Genomic DNA, 18104 nt, shown 5'->3' with positions numbered 1-18104 from the left:
TCAATCCTTCATTTTTGAGCCAATAAATTGAAAGAAAAATGCCGGAAACCACAACACTTGTCAAAACCAGCTGCTATCATTGCGGTGATGAATGTTTGACTACTACTTATCAAACGGAAGAAAAGCAATTCTGCTGTCAAGGTTGCCAAAGTGTGTACGAAATACTTTCCGGTGCCGGGCTTTGCAGTTACTATAATTATAATGACCATCCCGGAACGACGCGGGTGAGAACAGACAAACGCTTTGATTATCTGAGTGATCCGACCATTCTGGCCGAATTGCTGGATTACACTGATGATCGGTTGTCGGTCATTACGCTGTATATCCCGCAGATTCATTGCAGCTCCTGTCTTTGGTTGCTGGAACAATTGAACCGCTTTAATCCGGCTATCCACTATTCAAGGGTGGATTTCCTAAAAAAACAACTGATCGTTCGGTTCGATCCCCGCGAGCTCAGCCTGCAGCAACTGGTGGAGCTGTTATACGATGTGGGCTATGAACCCCTGATCAGTCTGCAGGATATTATCAAAAGACAAACCAAAGCGAAAAAAGACAACCTTGTACAGAAGATCGCCGTGGCGGGTTTTTGTTTTGGCAATGTCATGCTGCTCAGTTTTCCGGAATACTTCGGGCTTTCAGATTATGAACAAACCTTCAGACATTTTTTTGGTTACCTCAACATCCTGTTTACCCTTCCGGTTGTGTTTTTTAGCGGCCGCGGCTACTTCATTTCCGCCTGGCATAATTTAAAAAACAAGATATTAAATATCGATTTTCCGTTGGCGCTGGGTATCGCGGTGTTGTTTCTCCGGACTGCGGCGGAAATTATCACCCATACGGGGGCGGGCTTTGCAGATACTTTATGCGGGCTGGTATTTTTCCTGCTGGTGGGAAGATTTGTCCAGCAGAAAACCTATCATCATATTTCCTTTGAAAGAGATTATCGTTCTTTTTTTCCGGTAGCAGTTCAAATCCTCGACGAGGGGAAGGAAAAGCCAGTACCGCTTTCCGGTTTGATGACCGGGCACCGCATGCTGATCCGTTATAATGAGATCATTCCAGCCGATGCCATCCTGCTGAAAGGCGAGGCGCTCATCGATTTTAGCTTTGTAACCGGCGAATCGGTGCCTGTTAATAAAACATTAGGGGAAATTATTTACGCAGGGGGGCGGCAGACCGGAGAGGCTATCGAACTGGAAGTGATCAAGCCGGTCTCCCAGAGCTACCTCACCCAACTATGGAATAATGAAGCGTTTACCCGTAAACAGGATAACCGCATGAAAACCTTTAATGAAACAGTCAGCAAATATTTTACTATCGTTTTGATCGCCATTGCTATTGGCTCCCTGCTGGCTTGGTTGCCTTTTAACTACGGGCGCGGGATTGATGCCTTTACGGCGGTGCTCATTGTAGCCTGCCCGTGTGCGCTGGCATTAAGTACCCCTTTTACGATGTCGGCCGCGTTAAGCATTTTTGACCGTAACCTTTTTTACCTCAAAAATACCGCAGTCGTGGAGCAAATGGCTCGTATTGACACCGTGGTTATGGATAAAACAGGCACGATCACTACCGGCCGTAGCAAGCGTATTGATTTGGACGGGGAATTGACCGGGGATCAAAAACAACTGATCTACAGTGGCTGTGTTAATTCGATCCATCCTTTAAGCCGTATGATCTGTCAATACCTCGGATCCCTGGAAAAGCTGCCCGTAATGAATTATAAAGAATTGCCAGGGAAAGGGATTACGGCCACTATCAATGGACATCAACTGCGCATCGGCAGCGACGAATTTTTATTTGGCTATTTTACAGAAGCCAAACTAATGACCCGCGTTCATTTAATGATTGATGGCGACTACCTGGGCCATTTCGCCTTTTTGCAGGAGTATCGGGATGGCATGGAACGGATAGGGGAGTTAGAACCGGCCTATTCCCTTTACCTGCTATCAGGTGACCAGGATCATGAACGGAATGAATTGCTCCGGTTCTTACCCGATGAGGGGCACATGTACTTCGGGCAATCTCCACAACAAAAGCTTGACCGGATTGAAATGCTTCAGCAGGAGAGCCATAAGGTAATGATGCTGGGAGATGGTCTGAATGACTCAGGGGCATTAAAGCAAAGCGACCTGGGCGTGGCGGTTACGGATAATGTGAATAATTTTTCGCCGGGCAGCGATGCGATCCTCGACGGTCGTTCTTTTCATAAATTGCCTGCTTTCCTACGTTTTTCAAAAGATACTGTCAACATCATCCATGCCTCTTTTCTGATCTCGCTCACTTATAACCTGGTCGGTTTAAGCTATGCGGTTACCGGTAGTCTGTCGCCCCTGGTAGCAGCCGTATTGATGCCGCTAAGCACCGTGACCATTATTTCATTTACCACCCTGGCCACTCATTTTGCCGCAAAAAGGAGAAAACTCATATGAACATCATCTATTTCCTGATCGGTTGCAGCGTTTTGCTTGCCCTGATCTTCCTGGGCGCATTTTTATGGGCCCAGCGCAGCGGACAAAACGAAGACCTCTATACCCCATCCATACGGATTCTGCTGGATGATGACGACCCGAAGGCCGATAAAAAATGATTTCAATCATTTTTAAAGCCCACTTTCGTCATGCTGTCACCCAACAAGCCTTAATAATTTTACCACCATAAACAGAGAACAATTTTATGCAGCCTGAAAAATTTTATTATGACAACAAGATCGTCCGGAACTTTGGTATAGCTACCGTAGTTTGGGGGATCATCGGCATGACGGTTGGCCTGATTGCGGCTATCCAGCTATTCCATCCGGGTGCCAATATGCACAACCAGTATACCACCTTTGGCCGTATCCGCCCGTTGCACACCAACGCGGTTATTTTCGCCTTTGTTGGGAACGCCATTTTTATGGGTGTGTACTATTCCCTGCAGCGCCTGCTCAAGGCAAGGATGTTTAGCGACGTGCTGAGCCAGATCCATTTCTGGGGCTGGCAGCTAATCATTTTGTCGGCGGTAATTACCCTGCCGCTTGGCTTTACTACCTCACATGAATACGCAGAACTGGAATGGCCAATAGATATTGCCATAACCATCATCTGGGTGGTGTTTGGCTGGAACATGTTCGGCACTATTTTTAAACGCCGGGAACGGCACTTGTATGTAGCTATTTGGTTTTACATTGCCACCTTTGTTACTATCGCGGTGCTGCATATCGTCAACTCATTTGAGCTGCCGGTATCTCCCTTCAAAAGTTATATGGTTTATGCCGGTGTGCAAGACGCGCTGGTGCAATGGTGGTATGGTCATAACGCGGTTGCGTTTTTCCTGACAACTCCCTACCTGGGTATGATGTACTACTTTTTGCCCAAAATGGCTAATCGCCCCATTTACTCTTATAAATTAAGTATACTGCATTTCTGGGCGCTCATTTTTATCTATATCTGGGCAGGTCCGCATCACTTATTATATACTACCCTGCCAGGCTGGGCACAGTCGCTGGGTGTTGCTTTCTCCATCATGCTTATTGCACCCAGTTGGGGCGGGATGATCAACGGCCTGTTAACCCTGCGGGGCGCATGGGATAAGGTTAGGGATGATGTTATCCTGAAATTCATGGTTGTTGGCCTTACCGCATATGGTATGGCCACTTTTGAAGGCCCGTTGCTATCTCTGAAACAAGTGAACGGCATCGCTCACTTTAGTGACTGGATAGTTGCCCACGTACATGTTGGCGCACTGGGCTGGAATGGGTTCCTTACTTTCGCTATTCTGTACTGGCTGATTCCGCGTATTTATAAAACCGAGCTTTTTTCCAAAAAAATGGCTTCGTTCCATTTCTGGATCGGCACTCTGGGTATTCTCTTCTATGCCATTCCTATGTATTGGGCTGGTTTTACCCAAAGCCTGATGCTGAAAGAATTTACATCTGAAGGTATGTTAAAATACCCGAACTTTTTGGAAACTACTCTGCAGATCCTGCCGATGCACATGATGCGTTCGGCCGGGGGGGCGATGTATTTGCTGGGAGTTATTGTAATGGCCTATAACCTTACCCGAACTGCCTTACAGGGCAAGCTGGTTGCCAACGAAGCAGCCCAGGCCATGCCGTTGGAACCCGTACACACCATGGCCCGGGAAAACAGCTGGCACCGCAGGCTGGAACGTAAACCGATCCAGATGCTGATTGGCGCATTGCTGGTGATTTTGGTGGGCACTTTCATTGAGCTGATGCCGACACTGACCATTTCCTCCAACATTCCTACTATTGCTGCTGTGAAACCTTATACCCCGCTGGAGCTACAGGGGCGTGATCTGTATATCCGTGAAGGCTGTTCCAATTGTCACTCCCAGACAGTAAGACCATTCCGGTCTGAAACTGAACGTTACGGGGAATACAGCAAGGCAGGGGAATTTGTATACGATCACCCGTTCCTTTGGGGTTCTAAACGGACCGGACCAGACCTGGCAAGGGAAGGTCAGAAATATGGAAACGCCTGGCATTATAATCACCTGATGGACCCGCGGCTAATGTCACCGGGCAGTATCATGCCCAATTATGACTGGTTAATCACACAGAACCTGGATACCACTTCAACCAGGGCTAAAATTCAGGCTATGCGGACCCTCGGGGTACCTTACCCGATAGGATATGAAAACATGGCCAACCGCGACCTCGAAAAACAAGAAAAAGAAATAAGAGATAACCTTTATACCGATCATATTAAAGTGAAAGACAATAAGGAGATCATCGCCATTATTGCCTACCTGCAACGCCTTGGGACAGATATAAAAGCCAGTAAAACAGCCAATAAATAACCAACATCATGTTTAAGCAATTCACAGAAAACATCAACGCAAACCAGGCTTACCTGTTATTCTCCCTCGGGATATTCTTTGTGTTTTTCATTGTAGTAACCATCATGCTGGTACGCACCCGCAAACAGCATGTAGATCATATGCGTGACCTGCCGCTGCAGGACAGTTTAACCGATATACAACAACCTTTTGAATCATGAAGTACCTACGCCTCCTATTAATATCAGCCATGGTCATGCTCTTTAAGCCTGTTATGGCAAGCGACAGCCTTATTCCGGGAGATGTTATGAATGAAATAGCCTATGGTATCATCGTTGCCGTGCTGTTGCTTTTCGTCATCGCGATGTTGGTGCTGTTAAAAACTTTTAAAGTATTAACCAAAATGGTGCTCAGGCAGCAAGGTTTAACCGAAGCAGAGATTGCCGCGGAAATGGTCCCTGAAAAAATAAAAAAGGAAAAGAAACCCAAAGCCGAGGTTTGGCAAAAAATACTTTCTCTACGGCCGGTGGAAGAAGAACATGAACTGTTGATAGCCCACGATTATGATGGCATCCAGGAACTCGACAACCCCATTCCAGCCTGGTTCATGTACCTTTTTTATGCCTCCATCATATTTGCCGCAGGTTACCTGCTGAACTATCACGTATTTAAAACGGGACAGTTGCAATATGCAGAATATAAAACAGAAATGGTACAGGCAGACAGGGAGAAACAGGCATTTTTAAGTAAAGCCGCTAACCGGGTAGATGAGAACACGGTTAAACTGGTTCATGACCCGGCCTCCATGGCCTCCGGACAAACAGTATATATGCAAAACTGCAAACCTTGCCACGGTGATCATGCCCAGGGGAATGTTGGCCCAAACCTTACAGATGATTATTGGCTGCATGGCAATAAAATCAATGATGTGTTTAAAACCATAAAGTATGGCGTATTGGCCAAAGGCATGCCTACCTGGGAGAAGCAATTATCGCCAAAACAGATTGCAGATGTGGCCAATTATATCAAATCCCTGCATGGCTCAAATCCCGCCGGCGCAAAGGAACCGCAAGGGGCAAAGGAAGCGGATACGGACCAAAAACTGGTTGCAAATAAATAAACGATGGACGGAACACCGGTAGTGAAGGAAACAGAAAAACGCAAGTGGATTTACCCGCTGATTCGTAAAGGAAAATTGTATAAATGGCGTTCCTGGATAAGTTACGGGTATCTCCTGCTTTTTTTTACCGCACCTTTTCTCAGGATTAACGGGCAGCCCTTGCTGCTGCTAAACTTTATGGACAGGCATTTTGTTATCCTGGGGCAGGTATTCTGGCCACAGGATATTTTCCTGTTTGTACTGGCTACCCTTGTTTTTGTAGTTTGTGTGGTGTTGTTCACCATCGCTTTCGGGCGTATTTTCTGTGGTTGGATCTGTCCGCAGACTATCTTTATGGAAATGTTTTTCCGAAAGATCGAAAACTGGATCGAAGGCAACGCCGGTAAACAGAAAAAGTTAAACGCCGCTCCCTGGACAAAGGAGAAAATCATAAAAAAAAGCTCCAAGCATATCCTATTTGTTCTCTTTTCCTTTTTAATTGGCAACACTTTTTTGGCTTACCTGGTAGGAAGTGATACACTTTTTAAAATCATTACCGAGCCGGTTGTGCTCCACTGGTCAGGCTTTTTAAGTATCTGGCTATTTACCCTTATTTTTTACCTGGTCTACAGCCAGGTCCGGGAACTGGTTTGTACAGTGATATGTCCTTACGGTAGGCTACAGGGTGTTTTACTTGACCAGGATACCCTTGTTGTAGCTTATGATGAAGTAAGAGGTGAGCCGAGGTCTAAACTATCTAAAAATACGAACCCGATTCATCTTAAAGGAGACTGCGTGGACTGCGGGCTGTGTGTATCGGTTTGCCCCACCGGTATAGATATCCGGGAGGGGACGCAAATGGAGTGTGTGAACTGCACCGCGTGTATTGATGTGTGCAATGAGGTGATGGATAAGATTCACAAACCTCTCAATCTGATCGGGTTTTACTCGGAAAATATGATCCGTAAACAGCAAAAACCTTCGTTTACCGGCAGGATGATGGGTTACAGCGGCGTCATCATAGTGCTGATGACGGTTCTTTGTTATTTTATTTTTAGCCGCGGCGATATTGATATTACTGTTTTGCGCAGTGCCGGCATGCTTTACCAGGAACAAGAGGGCGGTTACATCAGTAACATTTATAACGCAGAAATCATCAATAAATCCAATACAGCAAGGAACATTAGTATCGTATCCGAGGATCCCGCAGTAAAAATAAAGTACATACAGGCACCAGGGGCTATCAGCGCAGGCGGGTCTGTCAAAACCGTCTTTTTTTTATTGATCCCGGCCAGTGACATTCACGCGGCAAAAACTGATGTCAAAATTAATCTTGTACTAAACAAAAAAATAATTCAAACGGTCAGCACCACCTTTGTGGGGCCATTAAATGATTAAAAAAATGAATTGGGGAAAAGGAATTATTACCGGCATGGCCTTGTTCATGCTTTTTATTATTAGTATGTGTGTCCGCATGTTTGCTTTGCCGGCAGACGAGTATGACCATCATTATTATGAAAAAGGGCTGGATTTTAATAAAGCCTATGCAAAGGAGAAACAGGTTGTTACAGACCATGCCCAGCCGGTTATCCATATCAACGGCAAACAGGTGAGCATATCTTTTACCGAACCTGCAAAAGGGAGTGTAAAATTTATCAGGCCTTCAAGCAAAGCGCTGGATGCCTCCTTTCCGTTAAATACCGAACTGGGCAAAATTGCTGGTTTATCCACCGCATCATTGATTAAGGGCCGGTGGCATGTAGTACTGGAATGGGAGAGTAACAGGAAAGCTTACCTATACGAAAAGGAGGTAGATATCGAATGACCACAAACCAGATTGCCTTTTTTATAGGCTTGTTCGGCAGTGTCCATTGTATCGGGATGTGCGGCCCCCTGGCTTTTGCAGTGCCCTCCTTTCATGAACGCTGGTGGATGGTAGTTGCCGATAAATTTATTTACAATGTGGGCCGGGTAATAACATACACCCTGCTGGGCTTGCTGATCGGTGTGGTGGGGCACCAACTTTGGCTGGCCGGTTTGCAGCAAAGTGTCAGTATCATCAGCGGCTTGTTGATCATAACTGCAGGTTTTTTCAGGATCTTCAAAGTAAAATTCAGCAGATCCAAATTCGCTGCCAAATCGCTGGCGCCTGTGAACAGGGTGATAAGCTATGCGCTTCGACATAAAGCAGGACATTTTGCATTAGGTATGCTGAATGGATTTTTACCCTGTGGCTTTGTTTACCTGGCGCTTATCGGCGCGGTGAATACCTCCTCTCCTTCAGCATCAGCGCAATATATGTTTTGGTTTGGGGCAGGCACTTTCCCGTTAATGTTATTGGCTACTGTTAGTACCGGTTTAGTCGGCCTCCCCTTGCGCCGCCGGATCAATAAGGGAATGCCATACCTGATGGTTTGCCTTGGCCTTTGGTTCCTGCTTCGCGGCATGGAACTGAATATTCCTTACCTCAGCCCAGCGAAACCAGCCTCTGGCGTAAGTATTTGCCGTTAGTTTTTGCAATTATCATGAAGTTATTATTGCCGGTTGTTTGGTAACTAATGCGCCTTTTGTGATCAGGGTCATATTATTCAAGGGCTGAGATCATGGCACGGATCACAGGGGTAAGGGATATTTGCAGTATTAATCATCATTATTATGGCAACTGTAAATACAACCACCCAATGGGCCGCTCAGGCCGCCACAAAATCCTATAGCAAAGGCCTTCAAATGAAATGGACAACCTTCATGGAAAGCCAATCCGACAACAAAACTTTATGGTTCCTGATCTCACTGGTGTTTCAGGGCGTTTTCTTTTTGCCTGTACCGGCTGTTCTGATATATTATTTCAATGCTCCGGTCCTGGTAGTGGTTTTAACACTATCCTTGTTTTTTGCAAATATCATAGCTGGTATGGGAGGTGCGGGAATAAAAACCATGCTTAGGCTTTTTGCAATGAGTATCCTTATCCATATTCTTATGCTCATCATCTTTATACTGTAACATTTCACCCTTATTTCAACTTATTATGATTGCAGGGCGATTGTTCCTTTGCATCATAAACCGTAAAGATATGGAGGAGGCCGTTGCTTTCGCCGTCTGGAAATAGCAAAACCCTCATAAAACCAGGTTTAAATTAAATATATGCTACATGAGAAAAGGAATTTTGCTGGTTAACTTAGGAACACCGGTTAGCCCGGCCACGGGCGACGTTCGCAAATACCTTACTGAATTCCTGATGGATAAAAGGGTGATCGATATACACCCTTTTTTACGTTTTATGCTCGTTCGTGCGATCATAGTACCATTCCGCGGACCCCGTTCAGCAGGTTTATACCGGAAGATCTGGAATAACAAAACCGGCTCGCCCTTGTTGCATTACAGCACCCTGCAGCAGCAATTATTGGCACAAAGTCTTGGTACTGATTATGTGGTAGAGCTGGCCATGCGCTACCAGCACCCATCCATCGAAAGCGGACTGGCCAAATTGCGGAACGCTGATGTAGGCAGTATCCGGGTTATACCCCTTTTTCCGCAGTACGCCTCCGCTACCAGCGGTTCAGTGTTTGAAAAGGTAATGAATATCATCAGCACCTGGTCCGTTATACCATCGTTGTCATTTGCCAACGCGTTTTATGATAACCCTTTAGTCATCCGTGCTTTTGCAGTCAACGCGCGAAAATATTTGGCTGCAAATTATGATCATGTATTGTTCAGTTTTCATGGATTGCCGGAGCGGCAGGTGAGGCAATGTGATCCATCTGGTCTCCACTGCATGCAAAAAAGAAATTGCTGCGATCAAATCTCTGCTATCAACCAAAATTGCTATGCAGCCCAGTGCCATCAAACTGCCCGGCTGATTGCCGGTGAGCTGATGCTGAACAGGATGGATTATTCCATCAGCTTCCAATCAAGGCTCGGAAATTCGGAATGGCTCAAGCCATACACTGCTGATAGGCTTACCCGCTTGGCAGCGGTAGGTAAAAAAAGGATTTTAGTGATCTGCCCCGCTTTTGTAGCCGATTGCCTGGAAACGCTTTATGAAATAGGAGTAGAATACCGGGCAGCCTTTTTAATGGCTGGAGGAGAACACCTTCAGCTGGTGGAAAGCCTGAATGACAGCCCCATATTTATCCAGGCACTAAAAAATATGGTAACAGAAACTTCAACCTGTATTATGGCTTAAACCATAATACAGGTACATTAAACTGCCATGCTGAATAATGGCGTAGTTGGCTTATCCGCCCATAGCCTGGCATCAAGGCACATGCATATATTTCGCAGGAAGTTTTTACCAAGCGGTGTAACCCTCAAACCCAGCGAATCCGTTTCTATCAGACCGTCAGCTTCCAATGACTTTAGCCTGTCCAGTCCATCAAATATAGCTTCTGTGGTTTCCCGATGATGATTCCAGTTTGTATGTCCTTTACACATGATGTTTAAGATGTGCCGGCGGATGATCAGGTCTTCCTGTGTTAATATATGCCCCTTAAAAACGGGTAAATCCCCATTTTTGATCAGCGCAAGATATTCTTCCACTGTTTTTACGTTCTGAGCGAATGCATTCCAGGAATCGCTGATAGCAGATACGCCAAGCCCAACCAGTAACCGGGTATGCTGATGGGTATAACCCATAAAATTACGGTATAAACTTCCCTTCTGTTCTGCTTTCAGCAATTCATCGCCGGGTAACGCATAATGGTCCATCCCAATTTCCTGATAACCATAGCTGCTCAGCAGCCTGCGACCGGTTTCATGCAGCTCGGCTTTCAGTTCCGGATCCGGAAGATCCGTCTCCGTAAAATGGCGCTGTCCCGGTTTTATCCAGGGCACATGCGCGTAACTGTAAAAGGCTATCCTGTCTGGCTTAAGGCCTGCAACGGTATTCATCGTACTGATCAGCCCTTCCTTTGTTTGTAATGGCAGGCCATAGATCAGGTCATAATTGACCGAGGTATAACCAATCTTACGGGCCAGCAGGGTTACTGTCTGTACCTGTTCAAAGGTTTGGTGCCGGTTGATGATGAACTGCACTTTGGGGTCAAAATCCTGTATGCCCAAACTCAGCCGGCGAAACCCCAGATCAAAAAGGGTTTGCAGGTGGTCAATGGTGGTATTGGCAGGGTGAGCTTCAAAACTGAATTCAGCATCAGTATGGATGTGCAGGCCTTCCAGCAAACCGTCAATCAGTTTATGCAGGTTTTCGGCGCTAAAAAAAGTAGGGGTGCCCCCGCCTAAATGTATTTCGCGGATCACCGGAACGCCATCGAATACCTCTCGATATAGCATCCATTCCTTCAATACGGCTGCTATATAAGGTTCCTCTACCTGGTGATTTTTGGTAATCCGGGTATTGCAGCCGCAATAGGTACACAAATTTTCACAAAAAGGCAGGTGGACATACAAACTAATACCCGAAGTTTCGTTACTCTCTACAAAAGAGAACCTGACTGCCTGCTTCCAGGAAGACAGGCTAAAATTGGAATTATCCCAATAGGGCATGCTGGGGTAGCTGGTATACCGAGGGGCGGCCACGTTGTATTTATCGGACAAATATTTATGCAGACTTTTCATGGTTGAGTATAGATAAATTTTCCTGTGCAATGTTTTTTTTGCAATCCTGCGCACAGGCACAGGCTTTGCCGACACATTTTTTGAGTTGCCATAAGTCAAGGCTTTTAATGGTCTGGTCGGCAATTTCCTGTAAAGCCTCTTTGGTCAGATACGCCTGATGTGGCGTGATAAGCACATTGGGATGGTTCATCAGGTTAAGCAGCAGCGGGTCTTTGATCAAATCCTTTTGGTGGTCCTCAAAGAAAAGACCCTTTTCAAATTCATAAACATCAAGTCCCAGGTATCCTACTTTTTTACTTTCCAGCGCGTGCAGTATATCCTGCGTATGGATGAGCGCTCCCCGGGATGTATTGATGAGCATGACCCCGGTCTTCATTTTTTCGAGCGTTTCCTTACAGATAAGATGCCTGTTTTCCGGTGTCATCGGAATGTGAAGGCTAATGATATCGGATGTACTTAAAAGATTGTCTAATGAGGACTGTTTGACGTAGCGCAGGCCGTTGGGGAATTGGGGATCGTAGCCGATCACCTGACAACCGATGCCGTGAAAGATAGTAGCTGCAGCCTGGCCGGTATTGCCCAGCCCCACGATTCCAACGGTTTTACCCAAAAAGTTAAAGCCGATAAGGTTATCATTGCGAAAATCAAATTCGTGACTGTGCCGGGCCGCTATAACAATGTGGCGGTTGAGTGCAAAGGCGAGGGCCAATGCATGTTCTGCTATGGCTTGCGGAGAATAGGAAGGAACATTGGCGATTTTGATCCCATGTTTTGCTGCAGCGTCCTTGTCAATGTGGTCTGTACCCGACGAGCGGGTTACAATAAATTTGACGCCATAGCCGGCAAGTATTTCAATGACGCCAGACGACACATCATCATTTGTGAATACAATGACTGCGTCCTTTCCTTCTGCATATACAGCTGTTTCCGGACCTAAAGGGTTTGAAATAAGCGTGATGTCATGCTTTTTCTGGTTGGCCTTTGCCAAATATTCTTTTTCAAAGTGCTTGATACTGTACGCTACCGCTTTCATCCTAATTGCTTTTATTAAACAAAGCTATTATTATGGTAACCCCTATAGAATGAGTAATATCAGGTGAAATAATGACATGTGTCAGTTTTTCATTTTTACCAGTTTTTCGGGTTCCAGTATGTTGATCAGGCTGCCTTTCTTTTCAATCAGTCCTTCATCTTTAAAGTCTGATAGTGTCCGGCTTACGGTTTCAGTTGCCATTCCTGCCATAGCGGCGAGGTCCTCCCTGGTTATTTTAAAACCAGCTGTGTTATTACCCTGCTGACGGAACAGCCGGATCAGAGCCTCAGCCATTCTTTTTCGTACAGAATGGTAGGCAAGCTGCATCAACTGGTCTTCCTTATACCTGATATCATTGGCCAGCAGCTTAATAAATTCGCGGGCTACCTCGGGATACAGATTAAGTAACCGTTCTACCTGGTCCTTAGGGATAAGACATAACGTGCTGTCTTCAAGGGCAGTTGCCGTATCCGTATAAGGCTCGTTGGATAACAGTGCATTGACGCCCAGGTATTCATCATTAGCATAAATGCCGGTCATTAGTTCGCGGCCATCTTCGGCAAGTTTAATAGTTTTTATTTTTCCGTTGATTACCAGGTAAAGGCCGGCACCCTTATCGCCATCATAGTATATGACCTGATTTTTCTTGAACTGACGGCTTCTCCGTTCGCTGATGATCTTTTTTAATTCGTTAAGCCCGTCGTTTCTGGAGATCAGATGGTTCAAACTGTCCAATGATTTGCTATAAAAATTTTTCTGGAGTTCCTTCTTTTTCAGCCGGCTTTCAATGGCGTTGAGCAGGTCCATATCATCAAATGGTTTGGTCAGGTAATCATCTGCGCCCATTTCCATCCCTTTTCGCAGGTCTAACCGTTCGGCTTTGGCCGTCAGGAATATAAAAGGGACAGCACTGGTTTCAGGATTTTTATTTAGCATATATAAAACTCCATACCCATCCAGCTCTGGCATCATGATATCGCATAAAATAATATCGGGCGGATTTTTAATGGCGAGTTCTACCCCGGTTTTGCCATTATTGGCATCAGCTACATCGTAACCGGCCAGTTCCAGTATTTCAACCACGTTTTCACGGATGTCATTGTTGTCTTCAATGATCAATACTTTTTTATTCATGATATTGGAAATTTAATGGTGAATGTGGTTCCCTGGTTAATGTCGCTTTTAAACTCTATCTGCCCATTCATCAGGCCAGCGTAGCGCGCTACAATATTTAAACCTAACCCGGTTCCGGGGATATTACCGGTGTTATGGGCGCGGAAAAATGCTTCAAAAAGATGTTTTTGGTCGGTTTCCGGAATACCTATTCCGTTGTCTTTAACGGTGATCAGGCAAAATTGTTCATTGATCTCCGTGTTAAATTCTATGAAAGTGTTTTCTCCAGAATATTTTATGGCATTACCAATGAGGTTGATTACGCAGTTTCTGACCAGATTTTGGTCGAGGACGATCAGGCTGCTAATCCCGGTATGCTGGTAAATAATGTTTTGATTTTGTTTGGCCACCATTTGCATTTCCTCCGTAATCTCTTCCGAAAGCTTTACCAGGTCGAAAGCGATGAATGAAGGGGTTACCTTCCCTGCTTCCAGTTTTTCCAGCGATAGAAAATCGTTCAGGATAGCGGTAAGGTTACCAATCGCGGTTTTGATCTTACCGACATGTTTGCTGATGTTGGGATTATCGAAAGGCTGCGCATATTTTTCTATTAAAGAGGATGATAATTGTATAGCACTTAACGGCGTACGGAACTCATGAGAAGCCATGGATACAAACCTGCTTTTTAGCTGGCCAAGCTCCTTTTCCTTTTCCAGGGAGAGGCTTACTTCTTCTTTGGCCCGTTGTAAGGCCTGTACAGTTTTCTTCAGGGATTGGGTCCTGTCTTCAACCAACTCTTCTAAATGGGCTGCATATTCCTTCAATTGCTCTTCTGCTTCCATTTCCCGGCTCAGGTCATGAATAAAACCCGCATAGATCTTCCTTCCTGAAAAAGGAACGTCGCTCACCCCCAGTTTGAATGGAAATGTAGTGCCGTCTTTGCGTAAACCGGTCACTACCCGACCAATGCCAATGATATGCGGTTCGTTGGTTCGCTGGTACCTATTAATATACTCATCATGTTGCTCCTTGTAAGGCGGTGGCATCAGTGTAGAAACATTTTTACCAATCACCTCCTCCGGGCTGCAAAGGAATAGTCTGCAGGCCGCGGGATTGATGGTTTCTACGATGCCTTTTCCATCGATCGTGATGATACCATCAATGGCGTTTTCGATGATCGCTTTTAAAAGAGCGGTGTTTTCCATATACAGATTTTATCAAATATTGATTGTGATCACAAATATTGGTAATCAGAACCATATAAAATATAATTCTTTTCACGCAAAAAAGTGACGATGGTCATTTTTTTGCGTTTCGTTTTATACAAACCCATCTATAATTACAAACGTGACCACTCAGGTGTTGATGATCCCTGAAAATTAGGTTATGGCAGGAATTTTAGTTACGCTTATTACCTGATTGATGTTAATGGTCAAAAATTAAGGTGAGGATTGTCATTATTTAGCAATCGGTTCCCGTCGATCTTTATGTTCATAATTCAATGTTATGGAAACCCGAATCAGCCAATATTTATTATCTCTTGGGATAGTGATATTAATCGTAGCCAATTTGCAAAATTGTGATGCCAAAGCAACATTTACTCAAAAAACAGATGCACTTACAATCGATACAGGATTAAGTCAGGAGATTAAAAAGCAGGTTCGGGGCAAAATTTAGATGCGCAGTTATATTATCCAAAATCGGTTCTGCGCTTTTATCAGCAAAATGGTTTTAAACCGGCCTGGATTAAGCCACAAAGTACGACAGGACCAACCTGGCAGGCCATGCTGACAATTGACCGTGTATTGCAGTTTGGGCTTTCACATGCAGACTATCACCCGCAGGAATAAAGTAAAAACCCCGGCAAAAACTTATGTACTGAATGTTGTTTTTTTGCATAAACAGATTAGTATCAATTACACATTACAGGATTTAAGGGCAAGCTAAAGCCAAAGATGCTTCCTTTTCCTAATTCACTTTCTATTGTAAAATTTCCATTATGTTTTTTGATGATCTCTGATGCGATATAAAGTCCAAGGCCAACACCCTGGTAAAGCATTGATGTTTTACTTACCCGGTAAAAGCGCTGAAATAATTGGCCTATGTCCTCTTTTGCAATGCCTATTCCAAAATCCTCCACATTTATTACAATGTGCCCCGAAGCCACTTTCGCCTTTACAATTACTTTATTTGCATCTGGAGAATATTTTATCGCATTATTAAGAAGATTAATCAAAACCTGTTCTATCTTAAATTGATCGCCTGTGTAGTGTATATCAATTGAGTTTTCAAGCAGGATCTTATGTTTATTAGAGATTTGTTGTACGCTGGATATACTATTAGCAAGCGCATCTGAAAAACTAAATGCAGATATATTCAAATCTATTTGCCCGGAGTTTATCCTGGTAACATCTAATAAATCTTCTATTAATCTTTCCAGGCGTTTAATGCTATTGTTGGCATTTAAAATAAACGCATAAGTTTTATCGGTTTTGTTTGTCGTTTTTTCCAGGAGCTGATTAATGGCTTTAATATTAGTTAACGGTGTTTTAAATTCATGACTTACCATATTAAAAAACTCATCTTTCTTTGCTTCGGCAGCGGCGCGTCGCTCTTTTTCCTGCTTTTGAACCAATAATTCTCTGTTGGCTATAATTAATTCTGCGGCACGTTTTTCTTTTTCTTCATCCTGGAAGCCAAGTTCTTGAAGTGCTATAATCAATTCAGCGGCACGTTTTTCTTTCTCTTCATCCTGAAAATCGAGTTCAATGTTGGCTAATATCAATTCAGCGGCCCTCTTCCCTTTTTCTTTATTCTGAAATACGAGCTCCTTGTTAGCTATAATTAATTCTGTTGCCCGTTTTTCTTTTTCCTTATTTTGAAATACCAGTTCGGCATTGGCAATTATTAACTCAGCTGCACGTTTTTCCTTTTCTAAATTTTGGAATATTAGCTCTGTGTTTGCTATTATCAATTCGGCGGCACGCTTTTCTTTTTCCTGGTTTTGAAATATTAGCTCTGTATTCGCTAATATCAGCTCCGCAGCCCGTTTTTCTTTTTCTTCGTTTTGTAAACTGAGCTGGGCATAAGCGATAATTAATTCTGCCGCGCGCCTTTCCTTCTCTTCATTTTGAGAATCAAGCTCTTTATTTACTTCAATTAACGCTGCTGCAAGCTTTAGTTTTTCTTCGTTTTGAAAATCAAGCTCAATGTTTGCAATAATTAACTCTGCTGCGCGCTTCCCTTTTTCTTTATTTTGAAAAAGTAGTTGGGTGTTTGCAATGCTTAATTCGGCAGCAAGCTTTTCTTTTTCCTGATTTTGGATGATGAGCTCTTTGTTTGCAATACTTAATTGATCGGATAGATTCATTTTATCTTTTTCCATAATATGGCTTTACAACCAATTGGGGGGTATATCGTAACTGTCCGATATAAATTATAACAAACTGATTGTGAATTGCTAAGCTTGAAAAAACCGGATCACTACAATAGTACACAATAAAAATGTACTATCGGCATGATAAAGCCTTAATAGGTTAAAAAGTTACCCCGATAACCCTCTTAGGTTCTGCCTTGATTTCTATTTCTTCAATTACTAATTAAAAACCCGAACCTTAAACGAAAATCGCCGTTTAATTTACTTAATCCCCCTACGCTAATTAAGTAATAATCCTGTCGGATTAAATATCATTTTTTCAGAAAAAATTTCATTAATGGATGATAATGTAAATAAAGAAAAACCCGAAGTAAGACTCAGAGCTTTCAGGGCAATTGATGAGCCCGAAACTTGCGAGCTATTTATTGAAGGCCACACTAATGTTTTAACCAGCATTGGCGTTACAAAGGTTACATCCTCTAAAAATGAATGGTCGGCAAACCCCGGCGCTTTTGTAATAATCGTTGAATCAATGGATGGAAAAAAGGTTTACGGAGGCGCGAGGGTTCACGTTGCAGGAGGATCGCAGCCATTACCCATTGAACAGGCAACTGGTGGAATGGACGCACGGGTATTTGGCCTGGTTAATAATTTTGCACAACATGGTACCGGAGAAATTTGTGGTTTGTGGAATTCGCAGGAACTTTCAGGATATGGTATAGGAACCCCATTACTGATACGTGCAGGTATTGCAATTTCATCTCAAATAGGGTTAAAATCACTTTTTGCATTATGTGCTCCCTATACCGTAAAACCCGTAGTCAATTGCGGTATGGTACTCGTAGCTGGGATTGGTGATAAAGGAACTTTTTACTACCCGAAGATTGACCTTATCGCCACAGCTATGATTTTAAAAGATGTTTTATCTTTAGAAAAAGCAGGGGAAGAGGATAAACTTGCAATGCTTGCAATGCGGTCTTCCCCAAATTCTTTAAGGATAGACGAATTAAAGCAAAAAGAAATAACGATTAATTTTAGGCTTCAAATTCCTAATCTTCATCAATGGGTTTTATCTCAATCTATAGCATCAGCCCATATGAATTTTCTGGAAAGGAAAGTGGAAAGAAAAGAAC

Annotated in this window: 18 protein-coding genes; 13 read left to right on the top strand and 5 right to left on the bottom strand. The window is 43.9% G+C overall.

The window, feature by feature from the left end; translation table 11 throughout:
* The first annotated feature begins 38 nt into the window (after positions 1-38).
* From AC1DQW_RS23495 to hemH, 10 genes are all read left to right on the top strand, one after another.
* Entirely contained in the window at positions 39-2429 is a 2391-nt protein-coding gene (locus tag AC1DQW_RS23495) for a heavy metal translocating P-type ATPase (RefSeq protein ID WP_477456279.1), read from the top strand.
* On the top strand, positions 2426-2587 hold the full coding sequence (ccoS, locus tag AC1DQW_RS23490; RefSeq protein WP_477402474.1) for a cbb3-type cytochrome oxidase assembly protein CcoS: 162 nt from the start codon (positions 2426-2428) through the stop codon (positions 2585-2587). The genes AC1DQW_RS23495 and ccoS overlap by 4 nt, the downstream gene beginning before the upstream one ends.
* An 86-nt stretch (positions 2588-2673) precedes the next feature.
* Complete coding sequence (ccoN, locus tag AC1DQW_RS23485; protein WP_477456278.1) at positions 2674-4800, top strand: cytochrome-c oxidase, cbb3-type subunit I; 2127 nt, start codon at positions 2674-2676, stop codon at positions 4798-4800.
* Between the two features lie 8 nt (positions 4801-4808).
* Positions 4809-5000, top strand: a complete 192-nt coding sequence (locus AC1DQW_RS23480) for a hypothetical protein (RefSeq protein WP_477402476.1) — start codon at positions 4809-4811, stop codon at positions 4998-5000.
* Positions 4997-5899, top strand: coding sequence for a cbb3-type cytochrome c oxidase N-terminal domain-containing protein (locus AC1DQW_RS23475; protein ID WP_477456277.1), 903 nt, complete (start codon positions 4997-4999; stop codon positions 5897-5899). The genes AC1DQW_RS23480 and AC1DQW_RS23475 overlap by 4 nt, the downstream gene beginning before the upstream one ends.
* Before the next feature lie 3 nt (positions 5900-5902).
* Positions 5903-7276: a cytochrome c oxidase accessory protein CcoG gene (gene ccoG / locus AC1DQW_RS23470; protein WP_477456276.1), complete on the top strand. Its 1374-nt coding sequence runs from the start codon at positions 5903-5905 to the stop codon at positions 7274-7276.
* A gap of 4 nt (positions 7277-7280) precedes the next feature.
* A complete protein-coding gene (locus AC1DQW_RS23465; RefSeq protein WP_477456275.1) occupies positions 7281-7703 on the top strand; it encodes a FixH family protein in 423 nt (140 codons plus the stop codon).
* On the top strand, positions 7700-8389 hold the full coding sequence (locus AC1DQW_RS23460) for a sulfite exporter TauE/SafE family protein (protein WP_477456274.1): 690 nt from the start codon (positions 7700-7702) through the stop codon (positions 8387-8389). Before AC1DQW_RS23465 ends, AC1DQW_RS23460 begins: the two co-directional genes overlap by 4 nt.
* A gap of 144 nt (positions 8390-8533) precedes the next feature.
* Positions 8534-8878: a hypothetical protein gene (locus tag AC1DQW_RS23455; RefSeq protein ID WP_477456273.1), complete on the top strand. Its 345-nt coding sequence runs from the start codon at positions 8534-8536 to the stop codon at positions 8876-8878.
* Between the two features lie 148 nt (positions 8879-9026).
* On the top strand, positions 9027-10061 hold the full coding sequence (hemH, locus tag AC1DQW_RS23450) for a ferrochelatase (protein ID WP_477456272.1): 1035 nt from the start codon (positions 9027-9029) through the stop codon (positions 10059-10061).
* A gap of 17 nt (positions 10062-10078) precedes the next feature.
* Here hemH and hemN read toward each other — a convergent pair whose 3' ends face one another.
* From hemN to AC1DQW_RS23430, 4 genes are all read right to left on the bottom strand, one after another.
* The gene (gene hemN / locus AC1DQW_RS23445; protein WP_477456271.1) at positions 10079-11449 is read right to left on the bottom strand and encodes an oxygen-independent coproporphyrinogen III oxidase; all 1371 of its coding nucleotides are present in this window, start codon (positions 11447-11449) and stop codon (positions 10079-10081) included.
* Positions 11433-12482 carry a 2-hydroxyacid dehydrogenase gene (locus tag AC1DQW_RS23440; protein WP_477456270.1) on the bottom strand — a complete coding sequence of 350 codons (1050 nt, stop codon included), beginning with the start codon at positions 12480-12482 and terminating at the stop codon, positions 11433-11435. Before AC1DQW_RS23440 ends, hemN begins: the two co-directional genes overlap by 17 nt.
* An 81-nt stretch (positions 12483-12563) precedes the next feature.
* Positions 12564-13616, bottom strand: a complete 1053-nt coding sequence (locus AC1DQW_RS23435; protein WP_477456269.1) for a response regulator — start codon at positions 13614-13616, stop codon at positions 12564-12566.
* Positions 13613-14800 carry a PAS domain-containing sensor histidine kinase gene (locus AC1DQW_RS23430; protein ID WP_477456268.1) on the bottom strand — a complete coding sequence of 396 codons (1188 nt, stop codon included), beginning with the start codon at positions 14798-14800 and terminating at the stop codon, positions 13613-13615. The genes AC1DQW_RS23435 and AC1DQW_RS23430 overlap by 4 nt, the downstream gene beginning before the upstream one ends.
* 301 nt (positions 14801-15101) lie before the next feature.
* Here AC1DQW_RS23430 and AC1DQW_RS23425 point away from each other — a divergent pair, with 301 nt between their 5' ends.
* Together AC1DQW_RS23425 and AC1DQW_RS23420 are read left to right on the top strand one after the other, a co-directional pair.
* Positions 15102-15272, top strand: a complete 171-nt coding sequence (locus AC1DQW_RS23425; RefSeq protein WP_477456267.1) for a hypothetical protein — start codon at positions 15102-15104, stop codon at positions 15270-15272.
* A 29-nt stretch (positions 15273-15301) separates the two neighbouring features.
* Entirely contained in the window at positions 15302-15445 is a 144-nt protein-coding gene (locus AC1DQW_RS23420) for a L,D-transpeptidase scaffold domain-containing protein (RefSeq protein WP_477456305.1), read from the top strand.
* A 62-nt stretch (positions 15446-15507) separates the two neighbouring features.
* Here AC1DQW_RS23420 and AC1DQW_RS23415 read toward each other — a convergent pair whose 3' ends face one another.
* Positions 15508-16980, bottom strand: coding sequence for a sensor histidine kinase (locus AC1DQW_RS23415; protein WP_477456266.1), 1473 nt, complete (start codon positions 16978-16980; stop codon positions 15508-15510).
* A gap of 328 nt (positions 16981-17308) precedes the next feature.
* Between AC1DQW_RS23415 and AC1DQW_RS23410 the strand changes: the two genes are divergently transcribed.
* Positions 17309-18104 (top strand): hypothetical protein (locus AC1DQW_RS23410; protein ID WP_477456265.1); only part of this gene is annotated, 796 nt, incomplete at its 3' end.

The organism is Mucilaginibacter sp. P5_A4 (assembly GCF_056400605.1).
The sequence above is the reverse complement of the archived record's forward strand: the minus strand, read 5'-3'. Positions and strand labels throughout refer to the sequence as shown.

Bases quoted from the DNA above. Each gene is read 5' to 3' on its own strand.
- AC1DQW_RS23495 (WP_477456279.1), top strand. From the start codon at position 39: ATGCCGGAAACCACAACACTTGTCAAAACCAGCTGCTATCATTGCGGT.
- ccoS (WP_477402474.1), top strand. From the start codon at position 2,426: ATGAACATCATCTATTTCCTGATCGGTTGCAGCGTTTTGCTTGCCCTG.
- ccoN (WP_477456278.1), top strand. From the start codon at position 2,674: ATGCAGCCTGAAAAATTTTATTATGACAACAAGATCGTCCGGAACTTT.
- AC1DQW_RS23480 (WP_477402476.1), top strand. From the start codon at position 4,809: ATGTTTAAGCAATTCACAGAAAACATCAACGCAAACCAGGCTTACCTG.
- AC1DQW_RS23475 (WP_477456277.1), top strand. From the start codon at position 4,997: ATGAAGTACCTACGCCTCCTATTAATATCAGCCATGGTCATGCTCTTT.
- ccoG (WP_477456276.1), top strand. From the start codon at position 5,903: ATGGACGGAACACCGGTAGTGAAGGAAACAGAAAAACGCAAGTGGATT.
- AC1DQW_RS23465 (WP_477456275.1), top strand. From the start codon at position 7,281: ATGAATTGGGGAAAAGGAATTATTACCGGCATGGCCTTGTTCATGCTT.
- AC1DQW_RS23460 (WP_477456274.1), top strand. From the start codon at position 7,700: ATGACCACAAACCAGATTGCCTTTTTTATAGGCTTGTTCGGCAGTGTC.
- AC1DQW_RS23455 (WP_477456273.1), top strand. From the start codon at position 8,534: ATGGCAACTGTAAATACAACCACCCAATGGGCCGCTCAGGCCGCCACA.
- hemH (WP_477456272.1), top strand. From the start codon at position 9,027: ATGAGAAAAGGAATTTTGCTGGTTAACTTAGGAACACCGGTTAGCCCG.
- hemN (WP_477456271.1), bottom strand. From the start codon at position 11,449: ATGAAAAGTCTGCATAAATATTTGTCCGATAAATACAACGTGGCCGCC.
- AC1DQW_RS23440 (WP_477456270.1), bottom strand. From the start codon at position 12,482: ATGAAAGCGGTAGCGTACAGTATCAAGCACTTTGAAAAAGAATATTTG.
- AC1DQW_RS23435 (WP_477456269.1), bottom strand. From the start codon at position 13,616: ATGAATAAAAAAGTATTGATCATTGAAGACAACAATGACATCCGTGAA.
- AC1DQW_RS23430 (WP_477456268.1), bottom strand. From the start codon at position 14,800: ATGGAAAACACCGCTCTTTTAAAAGCGATCATCGAAAACGCCATTGAT.
- AC1DQW_RS23425 (WP_477456267.1), top strand. From the start codon at position 15,102: ATGGAAACCCGAATCAGCCAATATTTATTATCTCTTGGGATAGTGATA.
- AC1DQW_RS23415 (WP_477456266.1), bottom strand. From the start codon at position 16,980: ATGGAAAAAGATAAAATGAATCTATCCGATCAATTAAGTATTGCAAAC.